Genomic DNA, 15,003 nt, shown 5'->3' with positions numbered 1-15,003 from the left:
TTAGCCCTCATCAGTTTGAGTAGACTCAACAGCTTCCTTTTCCGTAATTGCTGTTTCTTCAACGGCGCCTAGCTCTTCTGCTTCTTGCTGAGTAAGTTCAACTTCTTCCCCTGCACTATTCAGTGTTAATAATTTATCGTTCAAGTTCATTTTCTTGCTCCTGTGATTTTGATTGAAATTTGTCGTATTGCTTTTTCGGAGTAATTCCGATTTTTTGCATCACTTTATCCATAAATTTCTGCCTGCTGCCTTCAGGTAAGTGACGCTCAACTTCACTTGCTTTCTTTAAAATCTCCTTTGGATTTATCTGTTGATTGGCTGCCTCTGATTTTTTTGGCTCTTGAGATTGAGAGAGACGTTTTAAATCAGCTTCATTTGGGCGATAACCTGTGACTTTAAAACCTTGCGTTTGTGCTTGATACCAAGCCTCTTTTTTGAACGCCTGACAACCGGATAAACGTACTTCTGACCATTGACGATTAGACGCTATGACCAGTAAATCCGTGACAATTTTGCGGTTAGTTAGCCTTGTTTGAAGTTTTACCTTTTTGTCTGTAAAAGCCAGTGATTGTGGTGGCGTTCTAAAGTAAAACTTATTTTGTACTGAAAAATAACGTTGGCTCAGATTCACGGGTAATCTCGATTCGGCAGGTTGTGGTTTTTGATAACAGTCCACTTTGTTTAACTGTTCATCAAGGGCAGGAAATACAGGTATATTTTTAGCCTTGTCTGATTCACTAAGATGTTTTTTCGTTAGTAGTTCAATGCTATTCATCTCAGGAGTTATTTTTGTTTCGGTGCTCATTCTTTACCTCGAACAACTTGTTGACTAAAAGCATCGACCAAATCATCTAACTCAATATCTGTTAGTTCTACCTCTTCTTGTGATTGATGATTAAAAGACATTGAAGCCGTATCTGGTGAACACGCATCATCACCTTCTTGTTTCGCCTTTGCCGTAAATTGAGTCACAGGAACTGTTTTAGGTTTTACTTCCGAGATCACAGGCGTTTTCCATAACAGCTTTCCATTCTGATTACCTCGCTTCATCAAAAAACCATCTTGATACCAGCGGATCTTGTTGCATTTTATCGGCGGGCAATTTTCAACAAGTAATAATGCTCTATCTTGCCCTAGCTGAATGATTTCTTGCGGGAGTAGTAAGGCTCGTTGATGATCACTGATGTTCTCGCTTTTGCCGCCTTTGCCCGATAGCTGTTTGCTGCGACTACGGTTATTAATGGTGGTATTGCCCAATGTTTCAGAAATTTCCCTTGCCACTTTGGGATTCTTTGGCGCAAACACAATTTGCAGTGCATGGTTTTCGATTAAAGTTTCTGCGCCATCATGCCCATAGATTTCACGCAATTGCGAAGGAGACTGAATAATAGTGAGTAGCCGTAATCCGTAGCCAGCAACATAACTGATCCCTCGACTTAGAATGCTGATTTTTCCAATCGCAGCAAACTCATCAAGCAGTAGTAATACTTGATGTTTCAAGCTCGGGTTTTGTTCTGGTAACTCTCTGGTATTGAGATCAATCAGCTGTTGAAAAAACAGATTAATGAGTGGTGCGAGCCTTGTTAAGTCGTCAGGTGTGACGCCGACATAAATGGAGATTTTTTGTTTGCGTAACTCTCGCAAATCAAAATCATTGCTTGCCGTAACCGCATCAATTACAGGGTTATAGAAAAGCTCCAAAGCAGAAGTGAAGCTTTTACGAATTGAACCACGGGTTCGCTCTGGTGTATCAAGATATTCTTTCAATGATAAAAAACATTGGGCTGATAAATGAGTGTTTGACTCCATTCGCTGTGTAATCTGTTCAGCCAGATGTTCATCCCCTTGAGTCAACAACCTCAATACTTCCCCCATCGTCACTGGCAATGGTGGCGTTTCGATAAGGTACAACACTAAACCGAGCCAAAGTGAGCGTGATGAGGCTTGCCAAACCGGTGATTCATTATCGATATTTGGAAACAGCATCTGGCCAATTTTCTGAATATCATTAATCCGAAAACTTGGATCGTTACTGATGTAATGCAAAGGGTTCCAACGGTGGCTTCGATAGTCCCGAGGCGCAAGATTTAGAAGGTAACATTGCTGACCATGAGACTGCCGAAAGCCTGCAGTGATATTCCAGTTCTCTTGCTTGATGTCCAGCACCACAACCGAATCCTGCCAACTGAGTAGATTAGGGATCACCACACCAACACCTTTTCCGCTTCGTGTTGGTGCTGACATCAGTACGTGCTGCTGGCCACCGAATTGTAAGTATCTTTGATTGAACATTTGGCACTGTTTACCAACAACAATACCTTTATTGCCAAGTAGCCCTGTTTGTTTAATGTCCTTTTCGGATGCGAATCGTGCTTCACCGTATAGTGGTAACTTTTTTGTCTTGAACTTGGCCGCCATCAATAATGAAAAAGGTGCGAAGCCAAACACCACTGACAGCGTTAACCAGAATCGTGTTTTATTGTCGTGTCCATAATAGTAGCCATACTCAAACACGGTAAAGGGTGTAGCCTGATGATAATTAAGGTTAGCGAAATACAAATAAATGGTGCTACTAAGCCATAGGCTAAGCAATATACCAACCGCCAACAGTATAAGGTAATGCCATTTAGTCAGTGTGATTTTCATAATACACCTCACTGACAAACCTTTTACCATCGATGTTTTGTAGTTGCACAATCACATCAACACATAAATGAAGGAGTTGCTTGATGTCTTCTCTGGCTAACGAATTTCCCGCCTGACTTTCTTTCAGCATCAATACCAGTTGCTCTAATGCCAGTTTCGGGCTGCCAGCGTGCATCGTCGTAATGCTTCCGGGATGTCCAGAGTTGATATTCCGAAGAAAGTAGAATGCTTCATCACCACGAATAAGCTCAGCAACAAACACACGGTTGGGCTTCATGCGTAAACTTGCTTCTAACAGTTGCTTTTGAGTGATCGGCGCAATACCTTGTTGCCCCGACGAGTAAAACAAGCTGACACTATTTGGGTGAGTACGCGATAGCTGCAGTTCGTCCACATTTTCAATGGAAATTAAGCGTTCATGCCTTGGAACCAATTCCAACAAAGAGCGAAAAAATGTAGTTTTACCTGAGCCAGTTGCACCTGCAACAATGATATTTTTCCGCTGCTTAATTGCCAGCCTTAGAAATCCCTCAATATCACCTTGCTGCTTTAATTTACTCAGTTCATCATCATTACTTTGATTATTCTTGCTTGGTCGGCATTGATTGAAATAACCCTGCTGTTGATAATCCGCTAGGGTAAAACTGACTTCTGCGGGCTTACGAATAGTGAAGCTTATTCTCCCTGCCATAGTTACAGGCGGAATGACAATCTGAACTCGTTCACCTTGAGGCAAAGTCGCTGATAATATCGGATGGCGGCTATCCAGTTTTTGGCCTGAATAAGTGGCAATTAATTTTGCAAGTCGTTGGCAATATTCAAATGTGAGTTTGTCATGCTGATGAAACTGCCAACCTTGCGATGTTTCGATGATCACTTGCCGAGGCTGATTAATCACTATTTCAGTGACAGACGCCATAGTTAAAAATTCAGATAATAGTTTCAAGTGTGAATCGAGTGCCAAACTTTGACAGTGCTGATTCACTTTAGTCGGTAAGTCGCAAATCATAGACACTCCTAAAATCTAGATCACGAGCTACAAACACATTGATGTGTTCGCCCTGATTTTTAAGTAATGTCGGCTTAATACCGATGGAATCTTGTAAAGCGATAGCCGCTAGATCTTTACTGCCGCCAATGGTGTTGCCAAATTGAATCTGATTTTTATTACCGCTATTGGCCTTATTAGCAGCGTATTGACCTATATCACCTATCAAGCTCAGTAACATCGCACTGCCAAAACGTTGTTTAAAGTGACCATCAACAAAACCGCTATGACCACTGCGACCCAAGGTATCAGTGCCTGCTGAATCTAAATCTATGATCACACTGTTAGGCGTTTCGATACGATCCCACAACACAAAAATACGAGCTATCCCTTGCTGTAATCCACCTTGATACTGCCCAACAATATGACTGCCTTTTTCGAGTAACAGCACTTTGCCATTAGTGGAATAAATATCTCGGCTTAACTGGCATCGAGTCATCCCTGGCACATCTGAACTAATAGCGGTTTCCAATATGCAATCTAAAAAAGCGCCTTTGGTAATGAATAAGTTAGGATTAACAATTCGACTGGCTAAACTGCCTTTTAATTTGCTCGCCTGCAGTTGCTGCTGCAGAGCATTCTGATTTGAATTTACTGCTTGTGTTGATTGCGGTTCATGATTCTGTGAGCTGTTCTTTTGAGCCGATGCAGATTGATCAAACGCAAGTAAACCGTCTAATTGTTTGCGTTGTTGTGGTGTCTGCTGTGCTTTATTCTGGCTACCGATAACGGCGTACTGGGGTTGTGTTGTAATTAGGCCAGTATGCAAAACTTTCGAGTGAGTTAAGTCAACTCGGTTAACATCATTTTGTTTTGAAGCTTTCGGTTGTTCAGGTGGTGCGCCAAGGTGATCCGCAATGGTGTAGTGATGGTTTGTTTTATCTTGTTGAGAGCCGTTAACGGTAATCACATTTACTGCAATTAAGGCAGCAATGACACCAACCACAAACATTATTAGCAACCCTTTATTAAAGCTAGACTTGCGAGAAATTGATGAACCTAACTGTGGTAAGTCCTCCAATATTTCTGGATCAGTTCCTCTATTGGGAGTTGAACCGCCGTCCATTATTTACCTCCTTTTAGATGTCGTTCGACATTAGAAATATTGCTAGTTGTGTATTCAGCAGCTTTTTCTGTTCCAAAAGATTGATTGAATAGGCATAACACCTTATCGCCATGCCGTAAGACAAGCTGTTTAGCGATTCGCTGAACAATAATCGTGTATGGAAATGCAGAGTTGATATTGGAGTTCACTAAGCTTTCATTATTATCTCTGTCGACCAGATAGACAGCGGGTAAATCTTGCTTGCCGTTAAATGTAATGTAGGTAAAACGTCCGTCATCAAATGCAGAAACAGGTACTAACGAATCATTACCTTTGTAGAAGTAATTTTGATTTTTTATTGTAGGAGCTGAAATTGAGTTCAATCGCTGACTCAGTTGACGCTGTTTTTTCTTAAACTGCTCTGAAGCTTTAACTTGGTTAGGATATAAAAAGCGAACCTGAAACATCATATCGTTTGGTTTTGGATGTGCCCCATGTTGTGACCAATGCGCCATTAATTCAAAATTATAAACATGGTGTCCAGTTGTTGATTGCGTCAGTACCGTCATATTGGTAATCGCATTTTGTGCTCTGGGTTTAATAAAAATATGATTAGCCACTGGTGTTACTGCCCATGCTTCTGCATCACCCATTGCGATTTGGCTAATAGATTCCTGATTCGAAAATTCAATATCAGTAGAAAAACCATAATGTCCGACTAACTTCACCACTTGCTGAGGGTTGAAGTTGATGTGCTTAACTCGCCTATCAAAGTGGCCTGAATGTGGGGTTTCGAGTGCCACAGCTGATGTACTTATAATTAAGAGCAACATAAGGAAACGTGCCATCTAATCACCTCCCGTTGCTTGATCATTACGATAACTCAGCACTTGAAAACCAAGCGGATTGAGCTGTCGGTCTTGTAATGACATAGGAGCGTTACGATATACAAAAGTAACGGTTGCTACCCAATGAATCAGTGGATGAGTCTCACCAATTCGATTGAGTTGTTTTGAGTAACGAATGAGTGCAGTAACACGTTGCTCACTGCTCACCTTATCGGTTGAAATAAAGCTGATGGCATTAATGCGAGTATCAACCTGTGCTTGTTGACCGTAAATTGCAATTGGCGCCTGTGGGTTAACTTTAGGATCAGTTTGTGCGGCATAATCCTGTTGAACAGTATCGTCTGACATTAGTCCGATCAACTTACGGTCGTAACGTCGAGTTTCCCACTGGTAGCTTTCACGATGACGAACGTACTGAGCCAGCCAATATTTATCTAACACTTCTTGAGCTCGCAGCTTCACTTTCCCATGACTCGCCAGAGTTGAAACTACATCGACTAATCCAGTATTGTTATCAACTCGAATAACAAAGGGTTCAATGGTTTTTAGTGGTAACAAACACAACAATCCAACGCCTTGCAACACCGCAATAAAGGTGAATAAAACACAGCATCGCCAAGCTCGTTGTTCAGATTTTTTTATCCGAACACTTAACTCAGAGTCCCAACCTCTAGCCTCAGTAAAATACTGCTTAAGCAGCTCCTTATCGTTCATTATGTTGACCAACAGATTTGAGTTTTACAGGTGCATGATTAACAGGTTTCAGTCCTTTGCCGTCATCATTACAATGTGGTGGTTTAGGCGCACTAGCACAGTGTGTCAGCAATAAACTAAGTACAATCACGAACGTTTTATTCATGGTTTGCTCTCCCAGAAATACTGTTACCGCCGAACCGTTTTTGATAAGCGTGATAACCAATACCAAGTGGCTTAACGGGTGCAGCCAAAGCTTGACCGGTATAATTCATATCTCGTCTTAATGTTCGATATTTATGCCTCAGAGTGGTCGGCCTTAATGAATGTATGCTATTGGCGATGGCTCCATTTGCCGCAATCGCAACGCCACCACCGAGTGCTGATGCCATAGCGGGAATTTGTTTCATCACTAAAATGCACAGCCCCAACACAATACACAGCATGGAGCTGTCGCTGAGAGTGGTCATCGTTGAATGATTTGCGGCTATTTTATGCAGATAACTGTTCGCCACTGACACCATCAATTTCCCAGATGTCACGCCGAGTAACAGCACAAAACCGAAATTCAGCACCATGCCTAACCAGCTTTCAAAAAAACGTTGTGTTGCCTGAAACAGCAGTAAGACAAAAAAAGCAGGACCGATTGCCAGCAATATACTGACCATCACCTTGCTTAACAGAATGAAAAAAGCCACCAGTAAAGTTAAACAACTGCCTATCAACAACACAGCAACGGCAATAAAATACATACCGAAGTTACCGTTCATCACTCCACCTTGTTTCCAAGCATTATCGGCAAGCTCAAACACTTGACTGAATAATCGATCCAACAAATGTGCGGCATCCATCGAGTGGCCACCTGAAACAATTGAAGCAATAGTTTGTGGGGTATCACTTAAAAACGTGACTACAGTTTGGTTGTAACGCCCGACTGTTAGACCTAATGACAAAATAAATCCTATCCGCAAAATACGATAAAACCCTTCTTGCAAAGGGGCTTCACTTCTACCTGTCATCAATGCATAGCCCCAAATAGCCAACCAAATGATCATCATGCTAGAAAATAGAGGCACCAAAAAATGAATAAGACGTTCAGAACCTTGCTGTACATAGTTGTGCAATGACTTATCAACTAAATCAAAGATCCCCTGATACAAATTACTTTTGGCAGCCACAGTTAATCCCCGTGCTCTGTGAAAGTTCAAGTTTCAGGATGTTTCAGCGCTGTGTTTTTCAAGGCGTAAAAGTGAAGAACTAGTGGGCTAATTCAAGCTTTTACAACACAGAAAAGTCAGTGCTGAAACATCCACGAAGTGCGAGTTTAATTGTCATTCATCCAGCGTTACTTCCACTTGTAATAGATCTCTATTACTGCGAGAAAGCGCCTTGCCTTAATGACAATTAATTCTCGCTGAAATATTTAACTATCACTGAGCACGGGGATTTTCCCCTTTGCCCCAATCAATCGGGTGCAGTTCGCCAGCTGAACGTTGATTCGCAGCGTGTAGCGCATTAATACAATCAGGCTCTTAGTTGTATTTGGCAGGATCATCACTGCAGAGCTTTAAAGTCTGATCCAGTATTTCGTTATGCTTGAGAAACCATGTGACCGTATGTGAAGATTTTTGAGATTTGGTTTCAGGTTGTGAGCAAGCCGTCATCATCATCGACGTGACAGCAACTAAAACAAGGGGTGATAATTTCATGCAGATACCTCTTTGTTATCTGCCGTCCTTGGACACTTGATTCCAATAAGTTTTACCAATCTATCGGTTTAAGTTCCCCAGCCGACTCAATCGCCATCTGGGTAATTTTTTGTTGAGTCAATGCCTCATTGGCTTGCGCTTGAGCATTGAGCAATTGCAACTTTGCCTGTTCGTTTTCAAGCATTACGCCTTCAGCATTAATACGAGCTTGTAAGTCTTGAATATCTTTTTGCTGAGGGGCATTATCGATTTTACTTATCAGACGCATTAACTGCTGATAGCGTTCTTGTGTTTGCTGTAGCGAAACTTGTGTTTGCCCAAACCATTGGCCTCGATAACGATTAATGTCATCAAATAAACCTGCTGTATCACCGCCTAATTTAAGCCATTCACTGTTATGTATACCTTGCTTATTTAACGTGAGATTTGGGTCAACTTTAACGGTCACGTCATAAACAGAATCAATGGCATTACCCATTCCACGTACACCATTCATGCTACTAAGCTGAGACTTCGCCGTTTGTAACTGTTGTTTGAGGGTATTAATTTCTTGCAGCAGTTTTTGAACTTGAATGATATTTTGATGCAGATTCGCAGCATCAATCACAGGAAAAGCTTGAGCTGATATTGATAAGAAAAAAAGAAGCAGTATGATTCTGTCGTACCCGTGAAAACAGGTAACCAGTGGCTTTGTTTTAATAAACGATTGAAGCTTCATCCTTCACCTCGCTGCTCCAACAAGCCATCGTAATAAAGTGGTAGCCAAGTATTCGGCTCATTACCCACTTGCTCAATGAGACGTGTCATCAGTTGCACTTTGTCTGTTGTCCCCGATATGACTGCTAACTCTTCATCAAACCCATTTAAATCCAATCCACGAACAGAGCTTGAATGACCTTGTTTCACAATAAATTGCCGTGAATTAGGTTGTAACTCAGTTTTAATCAGTTCGAACTCACGCTCAGTTAAGTGCAAGCCATCGACGTAATCTTCCCGTCTAGCTTTAGGGTTGGGCATAAGAATGAGCGTTGCACATTGCTCTACCAAAGAATGCGCTATAGGAGAGTTCAAAACATCACGAGCAGATTGTGTTCCGTAGATCATAATGCCGTTTTGTTTGCGAATGGTTTTTTGTTTGTTATTAGCTAAATCTTCAAAATATTCATCCGCTAATAACTTCCAAAATTCATCCATGATGATTTGCAACCTGCGACCATCAATCAAGCTTTCAATACGATGGAACAAATACATCACAATCGGGGTTCTGATCTCTGGCACATCTAAAAATTCAGTCACATCAAAACCTAGCCGTTTGTGACTCTCTACATCCAGCTCATCTATCTCGTTATCCAGCACCCATGCTAACTCACCACCTTGACACCATTTTTGTAATTTTGCATAGCAACCATCAGTTTCAACAGGATCAAGAAACTCCAAGCACCGACTCAAACGGCGCATGGGTTTATCAAGGCTCATGACGCCCTTAATCGCATCTGCGACTTCTCGCTGCTGATTATGATTGAGATTATCGCCGCATAATTTACTGATTAACCGAGTTAGAAACAGTTGATTGCTCGATGCACTCTCTAACTGAAACGGATTAAAGCCTGTTGGCTTTCCCATCTGTAATGACAGATACAAACCTGCACAGGCTCTGACATACACTTCTAATCCACGGTCTTTATCAAATAGAATTTGTGTTGGTTTAAATTTATTACTTTGCGACATTAAGAAGCCCTGCAACACTGTTTTACCACTGCCAGACGCACCAATTATCAAGGTATTGCCTAAAGCGTGGTGCTCATCCTTAAGCGTGGTTTCCGTAGAGTGATTGCGACTTGATTTACTTTTACCCCCCTTTATTTCAAGCAAATTTGTTTCATGGAAATTGAAGTAATAAGGTGAGCCAGAAGCATTTTTCAATAAAGTAACCGCTTCTCCCCACTGGTTTCCTGTAATTTGACCTGATGGATAATTATGAAAACTACAAAAACCTGTGAAGTTTTTAGAAGATATAGGTGCAGGACGAGGCCGATATTTACTGTTTGCAGGTAATTGCGACCAAAACGCTGCAGCAAGTGCAGTGCTTTCCCGAACGGGAATAATCGCCATATCAGCCAGCTCAGATTTAAGTTGAGACAGGTGCTTTTCGATCTTAGTTTGTGAGTCCGTTAGCACCGTAAGCACTAAATGATGCTCACCATAAACAATGCGGTTTGAAGTAATATCATCCAACCCAATGTCAATCGCTTCAATTTGAGAATGAGCGAAGTCACCTGTGGTATATAATCGCTTTTGTTGTCGTTGCAATAACTCAATTGCAACAGGCTTGGATATAAACTGAAAGCTTTGAGTCAATATCAGTTCAAACGGTGCTGATAGCAAAGCATTAAGCAAACCCGCTTCCGTCTGCTCAGGATATTCCGATATCCCTAAACAAGATCCAAAACGGGTTTGCGTAATGCCTTTCAAGGCAAAAGTGTCAACACCAAATAGCGGGCGAACTCTCACTAATGAGTCAGCAATATTAACTTGGGGTAAGGCTCTTTGTTGCCATTCTCCATTGACCAAATAATCCAGAAAGGTCAATAACTCTGAATAAACAATATCATTAGATAAATAAGTGCCTAATCGTTGTGATTGGTAACTTTCCATCGATGCAACTACAGTGCTAACAATCTCATTCAATGTATTTATTGCGTGTTTAATTCCAGTAATAGCTTGCTCTTGAGTTACTTTACTCGCCTTACTGAACCAGGATGATAAAGCGTGATTTTGGTTGCGATAAACAACGGTCAGATACAATTCATTGATCATCAGTTGGCTTTGACAAACCTTAACTGCATATTTGTCATTGAGTTTTCTATCAAACTCACAATCAAATTCACCTTTTGGGAATACCTTATGTTCCCTGCGTATTAAGTGAGTCCAGATACATACATCAGGACTGGAAATATTCCGCAGTAATAAGTTGAGCTGTTCTTTCCAAAGTAACACCTGCTCAGGTGCCACCGATTCATGAGCCACTCCTTGCAGTTTAATCACTTGCAAATAATCACCGCTATGAGTTTTTACGGTATGTTCATCAACATGCGTTTGATACGGAACAAACTCAGCAGCTTCGTTTTCACTTTTCCAAATATGTTGAGGAACTTGAGAAATCATAAGATGTTCCTCAACATTGAACTGCGACTACGAGTATTACGATAAGGGCAAGCTGAAGCGGCACTAAACAATCGCCATGCAATCGACTTAGCTTTAGTTTTTAACCAAAGCAACGTTAAGCGAAATAGTCTTGGATCACGTAAACACAGCACATACAGCACCCCATGAACAGGCAGGTACAGCAGCAAAATGAGTGGGTTTTTGGTGATAATCATCAATACCGCAACTAAAGCGCCAGTGATGATAATGCCATCTAAAGTAACGCCCCATTTCATTGCAGGACGAGTTACGGCAACAAATAGAGGATCATGTTCGTTCATAATCTGTCCTCTATTTCACCGCAGAAATAATCATATCGACAATGGTGGTACCGCCGAATACCAACACAATGCCAGCAATATATTTGCCGCAAGTCTCGCCTGTTATGCGACCAAACCAAGCCAGATAACCAAGAATGGCAATACCAATCACCGCAGCACTACGGGCTATGCCATTAGTCAGCAAATCCATCACCCAATTAACCCCCTCAGTGATTGGGTTAGCGAAAGCGATTTCAGGAACTAAAAAAAGGAAAAAAAGCAGCCATAGCTGTGCCATTACAGCTCGATATGGCTGAATCGCAGGTGTAGTAATTTGTATAGTGTTAGGAACGAAAAAGCCTTTCATTCTTAACTCTCCTTCGGATTAGAGAGTGTGTTTGAAAGGCAGTTTATGGCGATGATTGGTTGTTGGGTAGGTTTGAAAATACCTACATATACTTTTCAAGAAAGCTATAAGCCATACTCAAGATTTTTGAGGCTATTATCTTTTCTGGCGTAGTTTGATTCAAATACTCGTATTATAAAGTTTCTTCTATTTAGCATTTTTGGATACCACTGGGCTTTGTAAGATAATGATTTAGGCTCAGGATATTTCAGTCTGGCAATAATTTCAGAGAACAATATCAAATCCAATTCAGTGTTTGAAGTTGATTTAATTAAAGAATGATACCCATGAATTCCAGTACCAAAATAAGCAATATTTAAATATGCTTTAGATATCTGATTTTTGCTACACCTCAAACATAATAAGTGCGCAATCATTTGCTCAAGTATTTTACGAGAAAACGTTCTCTCATATCTTTTTATAACTGTTCTAACGAATTGTTGCTCTATCGTACTTGCACCTTGTATTGAACCACGAAAATTTGCAAATATAGCCCTTACAAGCCCTATGTAATCAACACCTAAATGGTATTTATTCCTTCGATCCTCAGCAAGTTGTAAGCAGACAAGTAGTTCACCTTTTACTGGAGGGTAAACTGGTTTTAGCAGTTCTTTGCATTGGTTGAAATAATCTTTTACATTAAAAATATTCAACACATAGAAAAGAGCTGCGACTAAAATCATCGGAAAAGAGAATAGCAGATAAAAAAGTCTTAAAAACACTTTCTTTGCCAAGATGAACTTCCTTCTTGATCAGCAACAAATGAACTAAATGTACCGCTTAGCTTTATTTCTTCAACTCTGAAATTTATACATTTCGAAAATCTCAGAGTGAAAAAGTTAGTTGATTCTCTTCCTTTTCCTTGTTCTGAAATATGAATATGGATTTTATCTTTACCAAAGTATTTTTTTTCATAAACACCTGTTACAACACCTCTTGAGCGGTTTTCGCCAACATATGACCTCCCAGCTTCATTAGTTGTGCTAGAAAACTCATGAACTTTCTCTACAGTACCGTGAATTTCATTTCCTTCAAGCCACAAAATTGCAATGTACCTCAATTCCATATTTTTATATGGGTTATATGCAGTTTTTTCAGTCGTCATGTTAAAATGCCATTTACCTGAGATGTCCGTTTTTCCATATACTTTCTCTCTAATCAGAAAAAAAAGTAGTGTTAATGAAAAACCTGCCGCTATTGCCGACCAAAAACTAGGCCAAAAAGCATCTAAAAAGTTCATTATTTCTCCTAAAACTCCATACTTTATAATAAAAATATTATCCTTAGAACTGCATTATACCCCTATTTAAAATAGATATTTATCGTAATACACAAGCCTTACCTATTCTCAAACACCTCCAACTCCCAAGATTCAAGCTTTTTGAATCTACTTGGCTCTTCCTCTAACCAATCCCTAAAATTCATACCTTGTTTAATCGACCAGCTACCACCTTTCGGATCTCTGATAATGTAGCTGTTCAATGCTTCTTTTGCTGTATCGTTTAAGGTTTTGATAAACCCATCGTAAGCAACAATCTCTCCCTTACTGGACAATATCTGATACTGGTGCATGGCTTTACAAAGACAATAATCGAACAGCAGACCATCGTTTATATAGATAGCATCTGTCAGCAGTATGAAAAGCTGTTTGATCTCTTGAACTGCTATTGGGAATTTTTGAACCATGGATTCAAGGCATTTTTCATAAACAGGATTACAGTTCGACCAATGCGCCATTGTTTCATCAAAAGTCATAACCGGTGTAAGCAAAGTGATATCTGGTTTTGTCATATATGACCTACAAAAATCAGCTTAAGATTTTTAATAGATCAAGATACTAACAGCCATAGAATTTATTGAAATAGCTCTATTAGATTTAATTTTTATATCGATATTAGATATTTTTATTACACAAAATATGTATTTTTAATAATAATTGCATTATTGGCATTATTGGCATTTTTTGCATTTTTAAGGTTTTGCGTAAAATTGAAACTTTTTGCATTGCCTTTAATTCTCCAGCTCTTTCATTTTACGCATTGCACGATACTAAGGGGTTATTAATGATTAAAGAAACCATACCCGAACTGCCCAATGACGCATATCAAACGCCACCTTCAAGAGTTAAAGGTTTGCGAATGATGTTAGGGCTAAGCCGCAAGAATTTTGAACAAGCTTCAGGTGTATCTGCTGCAACACTGACAGCGTGGGAAACAGGCAAGCACCCTCTTTCAGTTAAAGGTGCCAAAAAATTAGTTGATGCATTCGAAAAGCTCAATATTAACTGCACAACCAATTGGCTGCTTTCTGGTGAGGGATTAGCACCACGCTATCATCAACCCGAGACGGAGTGCTTTGAATTAGATGCCCGTATTTTAAAAGAAGTTTTTTATTTCGAGCAGAACAACCCGTTACCTATTGTCTCGATTGTCAGCGATGACTCCATGGAGCCATTTTATCAAATTGGTGACTATGTAGGTGGCTGCCAGTTGTTATCGAACAAGGCGCAACAGCTCATTGGTAGAGACTGCATTGTGACACTTGAAACGGGTCAAGTAGTGATCCGCCGAGTACAGCAAGGTAAAGAAGGACGATTAAATTTATACAGTTTGAACTATGAAACCCAAGCTGAAAACGCATTTATTTCGGATTGTAAAATACAAAGGATTGCTCAAGTCATTTGGCATCGTCGTGCCGATATAGTCACTATTTAAGATAGGAGCAATATTCATGCAACAACCACATTTTTTCACTGTTGATTTAACGGTCAGAGTCGCTGATCTCAATTATGGTAATCACTTAGGCTACAACGGATTGGTATCGCTGCTGCACCATGCTCGGCTTGAATATTTTAAGCACTTTGGCATTGATGAGCTTGATGTTAATGGTGCTACAGCTTACATCAAACAGCTTAATGTAGATTATCAAGGCGAAGCGTTTTTGCATGATGTATTGCACTTCAATTATCGAGTGTCCGAAACCACCAGAGCCGTATGCACCTTTGAAGCGTTGATCACCAAGAACGATGATAACGCCCCTGTTGCTCATGCCTTCGAAACCATGATTTTGTTGGATAACCAAACCAAGAAAGTGGTGAAAAACGCTACAGGCTTTGCCAAGCTCATTGAATATGGAGGCAAATAA

The 15,003-nt window shown here is 40.3% G+C and carries 19 protein-coding genes; 2 read left to right on the top strand and 17 right to left on the bottom strand.

Annotated elements, in window-relative coordinates:
* From E2I05_RS04655 to E2I05_RS04585, 17 genes are all read right to left on the bottom strand, one after another.
* Window positions 1–150, bottom strand: a complete 150-nt coding sequence (locus E2I05_RS04655) for a hypothetical protein (protein WP_207805271.1) — start codon at window positions 148–150, stop codon at window positions 1–3.
* A complete protein-coding gene (locus tag E2I05_RS04650; protein WP_121853083.1) occupies window positions 134–805 on the bottom strand; it encodes an LPD7 domain-containing protein in 672 nt (223 codons plus the stop codon). The genes E2I05_RS04655 and E2I05_RS04650 overlap by 17 nt, the downstream gene beginning before the upstream one ends.
* Entirely contained in the window at window positions 802–2,646 is a 1,845-nt protein-coding gene (locus E2I05_RS04645) for a type IV secretory system conjugative DNA transfer family protein (RefSeq protein ID WP_121853082.1), read from the bottom strand. Before E2I05_RS04645 ends, E2I05_RS04650 begins: the two co-directional genes overlap by 4 nt.
* Window positions 2,627–3,655, bottom strand: coding sequence for a P-type DNA transfer ATPase VirB11 (gene virB11, locus E2I05_RS04640; protein WP_121853081.1), 1,029 nt, complete (start codon window positions 3,653–3,655; stop codon window positions 2,627–2,629). Before virB11 ends, E2I05_RS04645 begins: the two co-directional genes overlap by 20 nt.
* On the bottom strand, window positions 3,633–4,760 hold the full coding sequence (gene virB10 / locus E2I05_RS04635) for a type IV secretion system protein VirB10 (RefSeq protein ID WP_121853080.1): 1,128 nt from the start codon (window positions 4,758–4,760) through the stop codon (window positions 3,633–3,635). Before virB10 ends, virB11 begins: the two co-directional genes overlap by 23 nt.
* Complete coding sequence (gene virB9, locus E2I05_RS04630; protein WP_121853079.1) at window positions 4,760–5,587, bottom strand: P-type conjugative transfer protein VirB9; 828 nt, start codon at window positions 5,585–5,587, stop codon at window positions 4,760–4,762. Before virB9 ends, virB10 begins: the two co-directional genes overlap by 1 nt.
* A complete protein-coding gene (locus E2I05_RS04625) occupies window positions 5,588–6,301 on the bottom strand; it encodes a VirB8 family type IV secretion system protein (protein WP_121853078.1) in 714 nt (237 codons plus the stop codon).
* A complete protein-coding gene (locus tag E2I05_RS21940) occupies window positions 6,291–6,446 on the bottom strand; it encodes a hypothetical protein (RefSeq protein ID WP_165905465.1) in 156 nt (51 codons plus the stop codon). Before E2I05_RS21940 ends, E2I05_RS04625 begins: the two co-directional genes overlap by 11 nt.
* The gene (locus E2I05_RS04620; RefSeq protein ID WP_121853077.1) at window positions 6,439–7,458 is read right to left on the bottom strand and encodes a TrbL/VirB6 family protein; all 1,020 of its coding nucleotides are present in this window, start codon (window positions 7,456–7,458) and stop codon (window positions 6,439–6,441) included. Before E2I05_RS04620 ends, E2I05_RS21940 begins: the two co-directional genes overlap by 8 nt.
* Before the next feature lie 354 nt (window positions 7,459–7,812).
* Window positions 7,813–7,989 carry an EexN family lipoprotein gene (locus E2I05_RS21935; RefSeq protein ID WP_165905464.1) on the bottom strand — a complete coding sequence of 59 codons (177 nt, stop codon included), beginning with the start codon at window positions 7,987–7,989 and terminating at the stop codon, window positions 7,813–7,815.
* A 52-nt stretch (window positions 7,990–8,041) separates the two neighbouring features.
* Window positions 8,042–8,707 (bottom strand): type IV secretion system protein, encoded by a 666-nt coding sequence (locus tag E2I05_RS04615; protein ID WP_121853076.1) that lies wholly within the window; start codon window positions 8,705–8,707, stop codon window positions 8,042–8,044.
* Complete coding sequence (locus E2I05_RS04610; RefSeq protein ID WP_121853075.1) at window positions 8,704–11,154, bottom strand: VirB4 family type IV secretion/conjugal transfer ATPase; 2,451 nt, start codon at window positions 11,152–11,154, stop codon at window positions 8,704–8,706. Before E2I05_RS04610 ends, E2I05_RS04615 begins: the two co-directional genes overlap by 4 nt.
* Window positions 11,151–11,474 (bottom strand): VirB3 family type IV secretion system protein, encoded by a 324-nt coding sequence (locus E2I05_RS04605; RefSeq protein WP_121853074.1) that lies wholly within the window; start codon window positions 11,472–11,474, stop codon window positions 11,151–11,153. The genes E2I05_RS04610 and E2I05_RS04605 overlap by 4 nt, the downstream gene beginning before the upstream one ends.
* A 10-nt stretch (window positions 11,475–11,484) precedes the next feature.
* On the bottom strand, window positions 11,485–11,820 hold the full coding sequence (locus E2I05_RS04600; RefSeq protein ID WP_121853073.1) for a TrbC/VirB2 family protein: 336 nt from the start codon (window positions 11,818–11,820) through the stop codon (window positions 11,485–11,487).
* Between the two features lie 104 nt (window positions 11,821–11,924).
* On the bottom strand, window positions 11,925–12,593 hold the full coding sequence (locus tag E2I05_RS04595) for a biosynthetic peptidoglycan transglycosylase (protein WP_121853072.1): 669 nt from the start codon (window positions 12,591–12,593) through the stop codon (window positions 11,925–11,927).
* Window positions 12,572–13,099 (bottom strand): hypothetical protein, encoded by a 528-nt coding sequence (locus E2I05_RS04590; protein WP_121853071.1) that lies wholly within the window; start codon window positions 13,097–13,099, stop codon window positions 12,572–12,574. The genes E2I05_RS04595 and E2I05_RS04590 overlap by 22 nt, the downstream gene beginning before the upstream one ends.
* 98 nt (window positions 13,100–13,197) lie before the next feature.
* Window positions 13,198–13,650: a hypothetical protein gene (locus E2I05_RS04585; RefSeq protein WP_121853070.1), complete on the bottom strand. Its 453-nt coding sequence runs from the start codon at window positions 13,648–13,650 to the stop codon at window positions 13,198–13,200.
* A gap of 272 nt (window positions 13,651–13,922) precedes the next feature.
* Between E2I05_RS04585 and E2I05_RS04580 the strand changes: the two genes are divergently transcribed.
* Window positions 13,923–14,573 (top strand): XRE family transcriptional regulator, encoded by a 651-nt coding sequence (locus E2I05_RS04580; RefSeq protein ID WP_121853069.1) that lies wholly within the window; start codon window positions 13,923–13,925, stop codon window positions 14,571–14,573.
* Window positions 14,574–14,589: 16 nt separating this feature from the next.
* The gene (locus tag E2I05_RS04575; protein WP_121853068.1) at window positions 14,590–15,003 is read left to right on the top strand and encodes an acyl-CoA thioesterase; all 414 of its coding nucleotides are present in this window, start codon (window positions 14,590–14,592) and stop codon (window positions 15,001–15,003) included.

It is taken from the genome of Parashewanella spongiae (genome assembly GCF_004358345.1).
GTDB classification, from domain to species: Bacteria; Pseudomonadota; Gammaproteobacteria; order Enterobacterales; family Shewanellaceae; genus Parashewanella; species Parashewanella spongiae.
The sequence above is the reverse complement of the archived record's forward strand: the minus strand, read 5'-3'. Positions and strand labels throughout refer to the sequence as shown.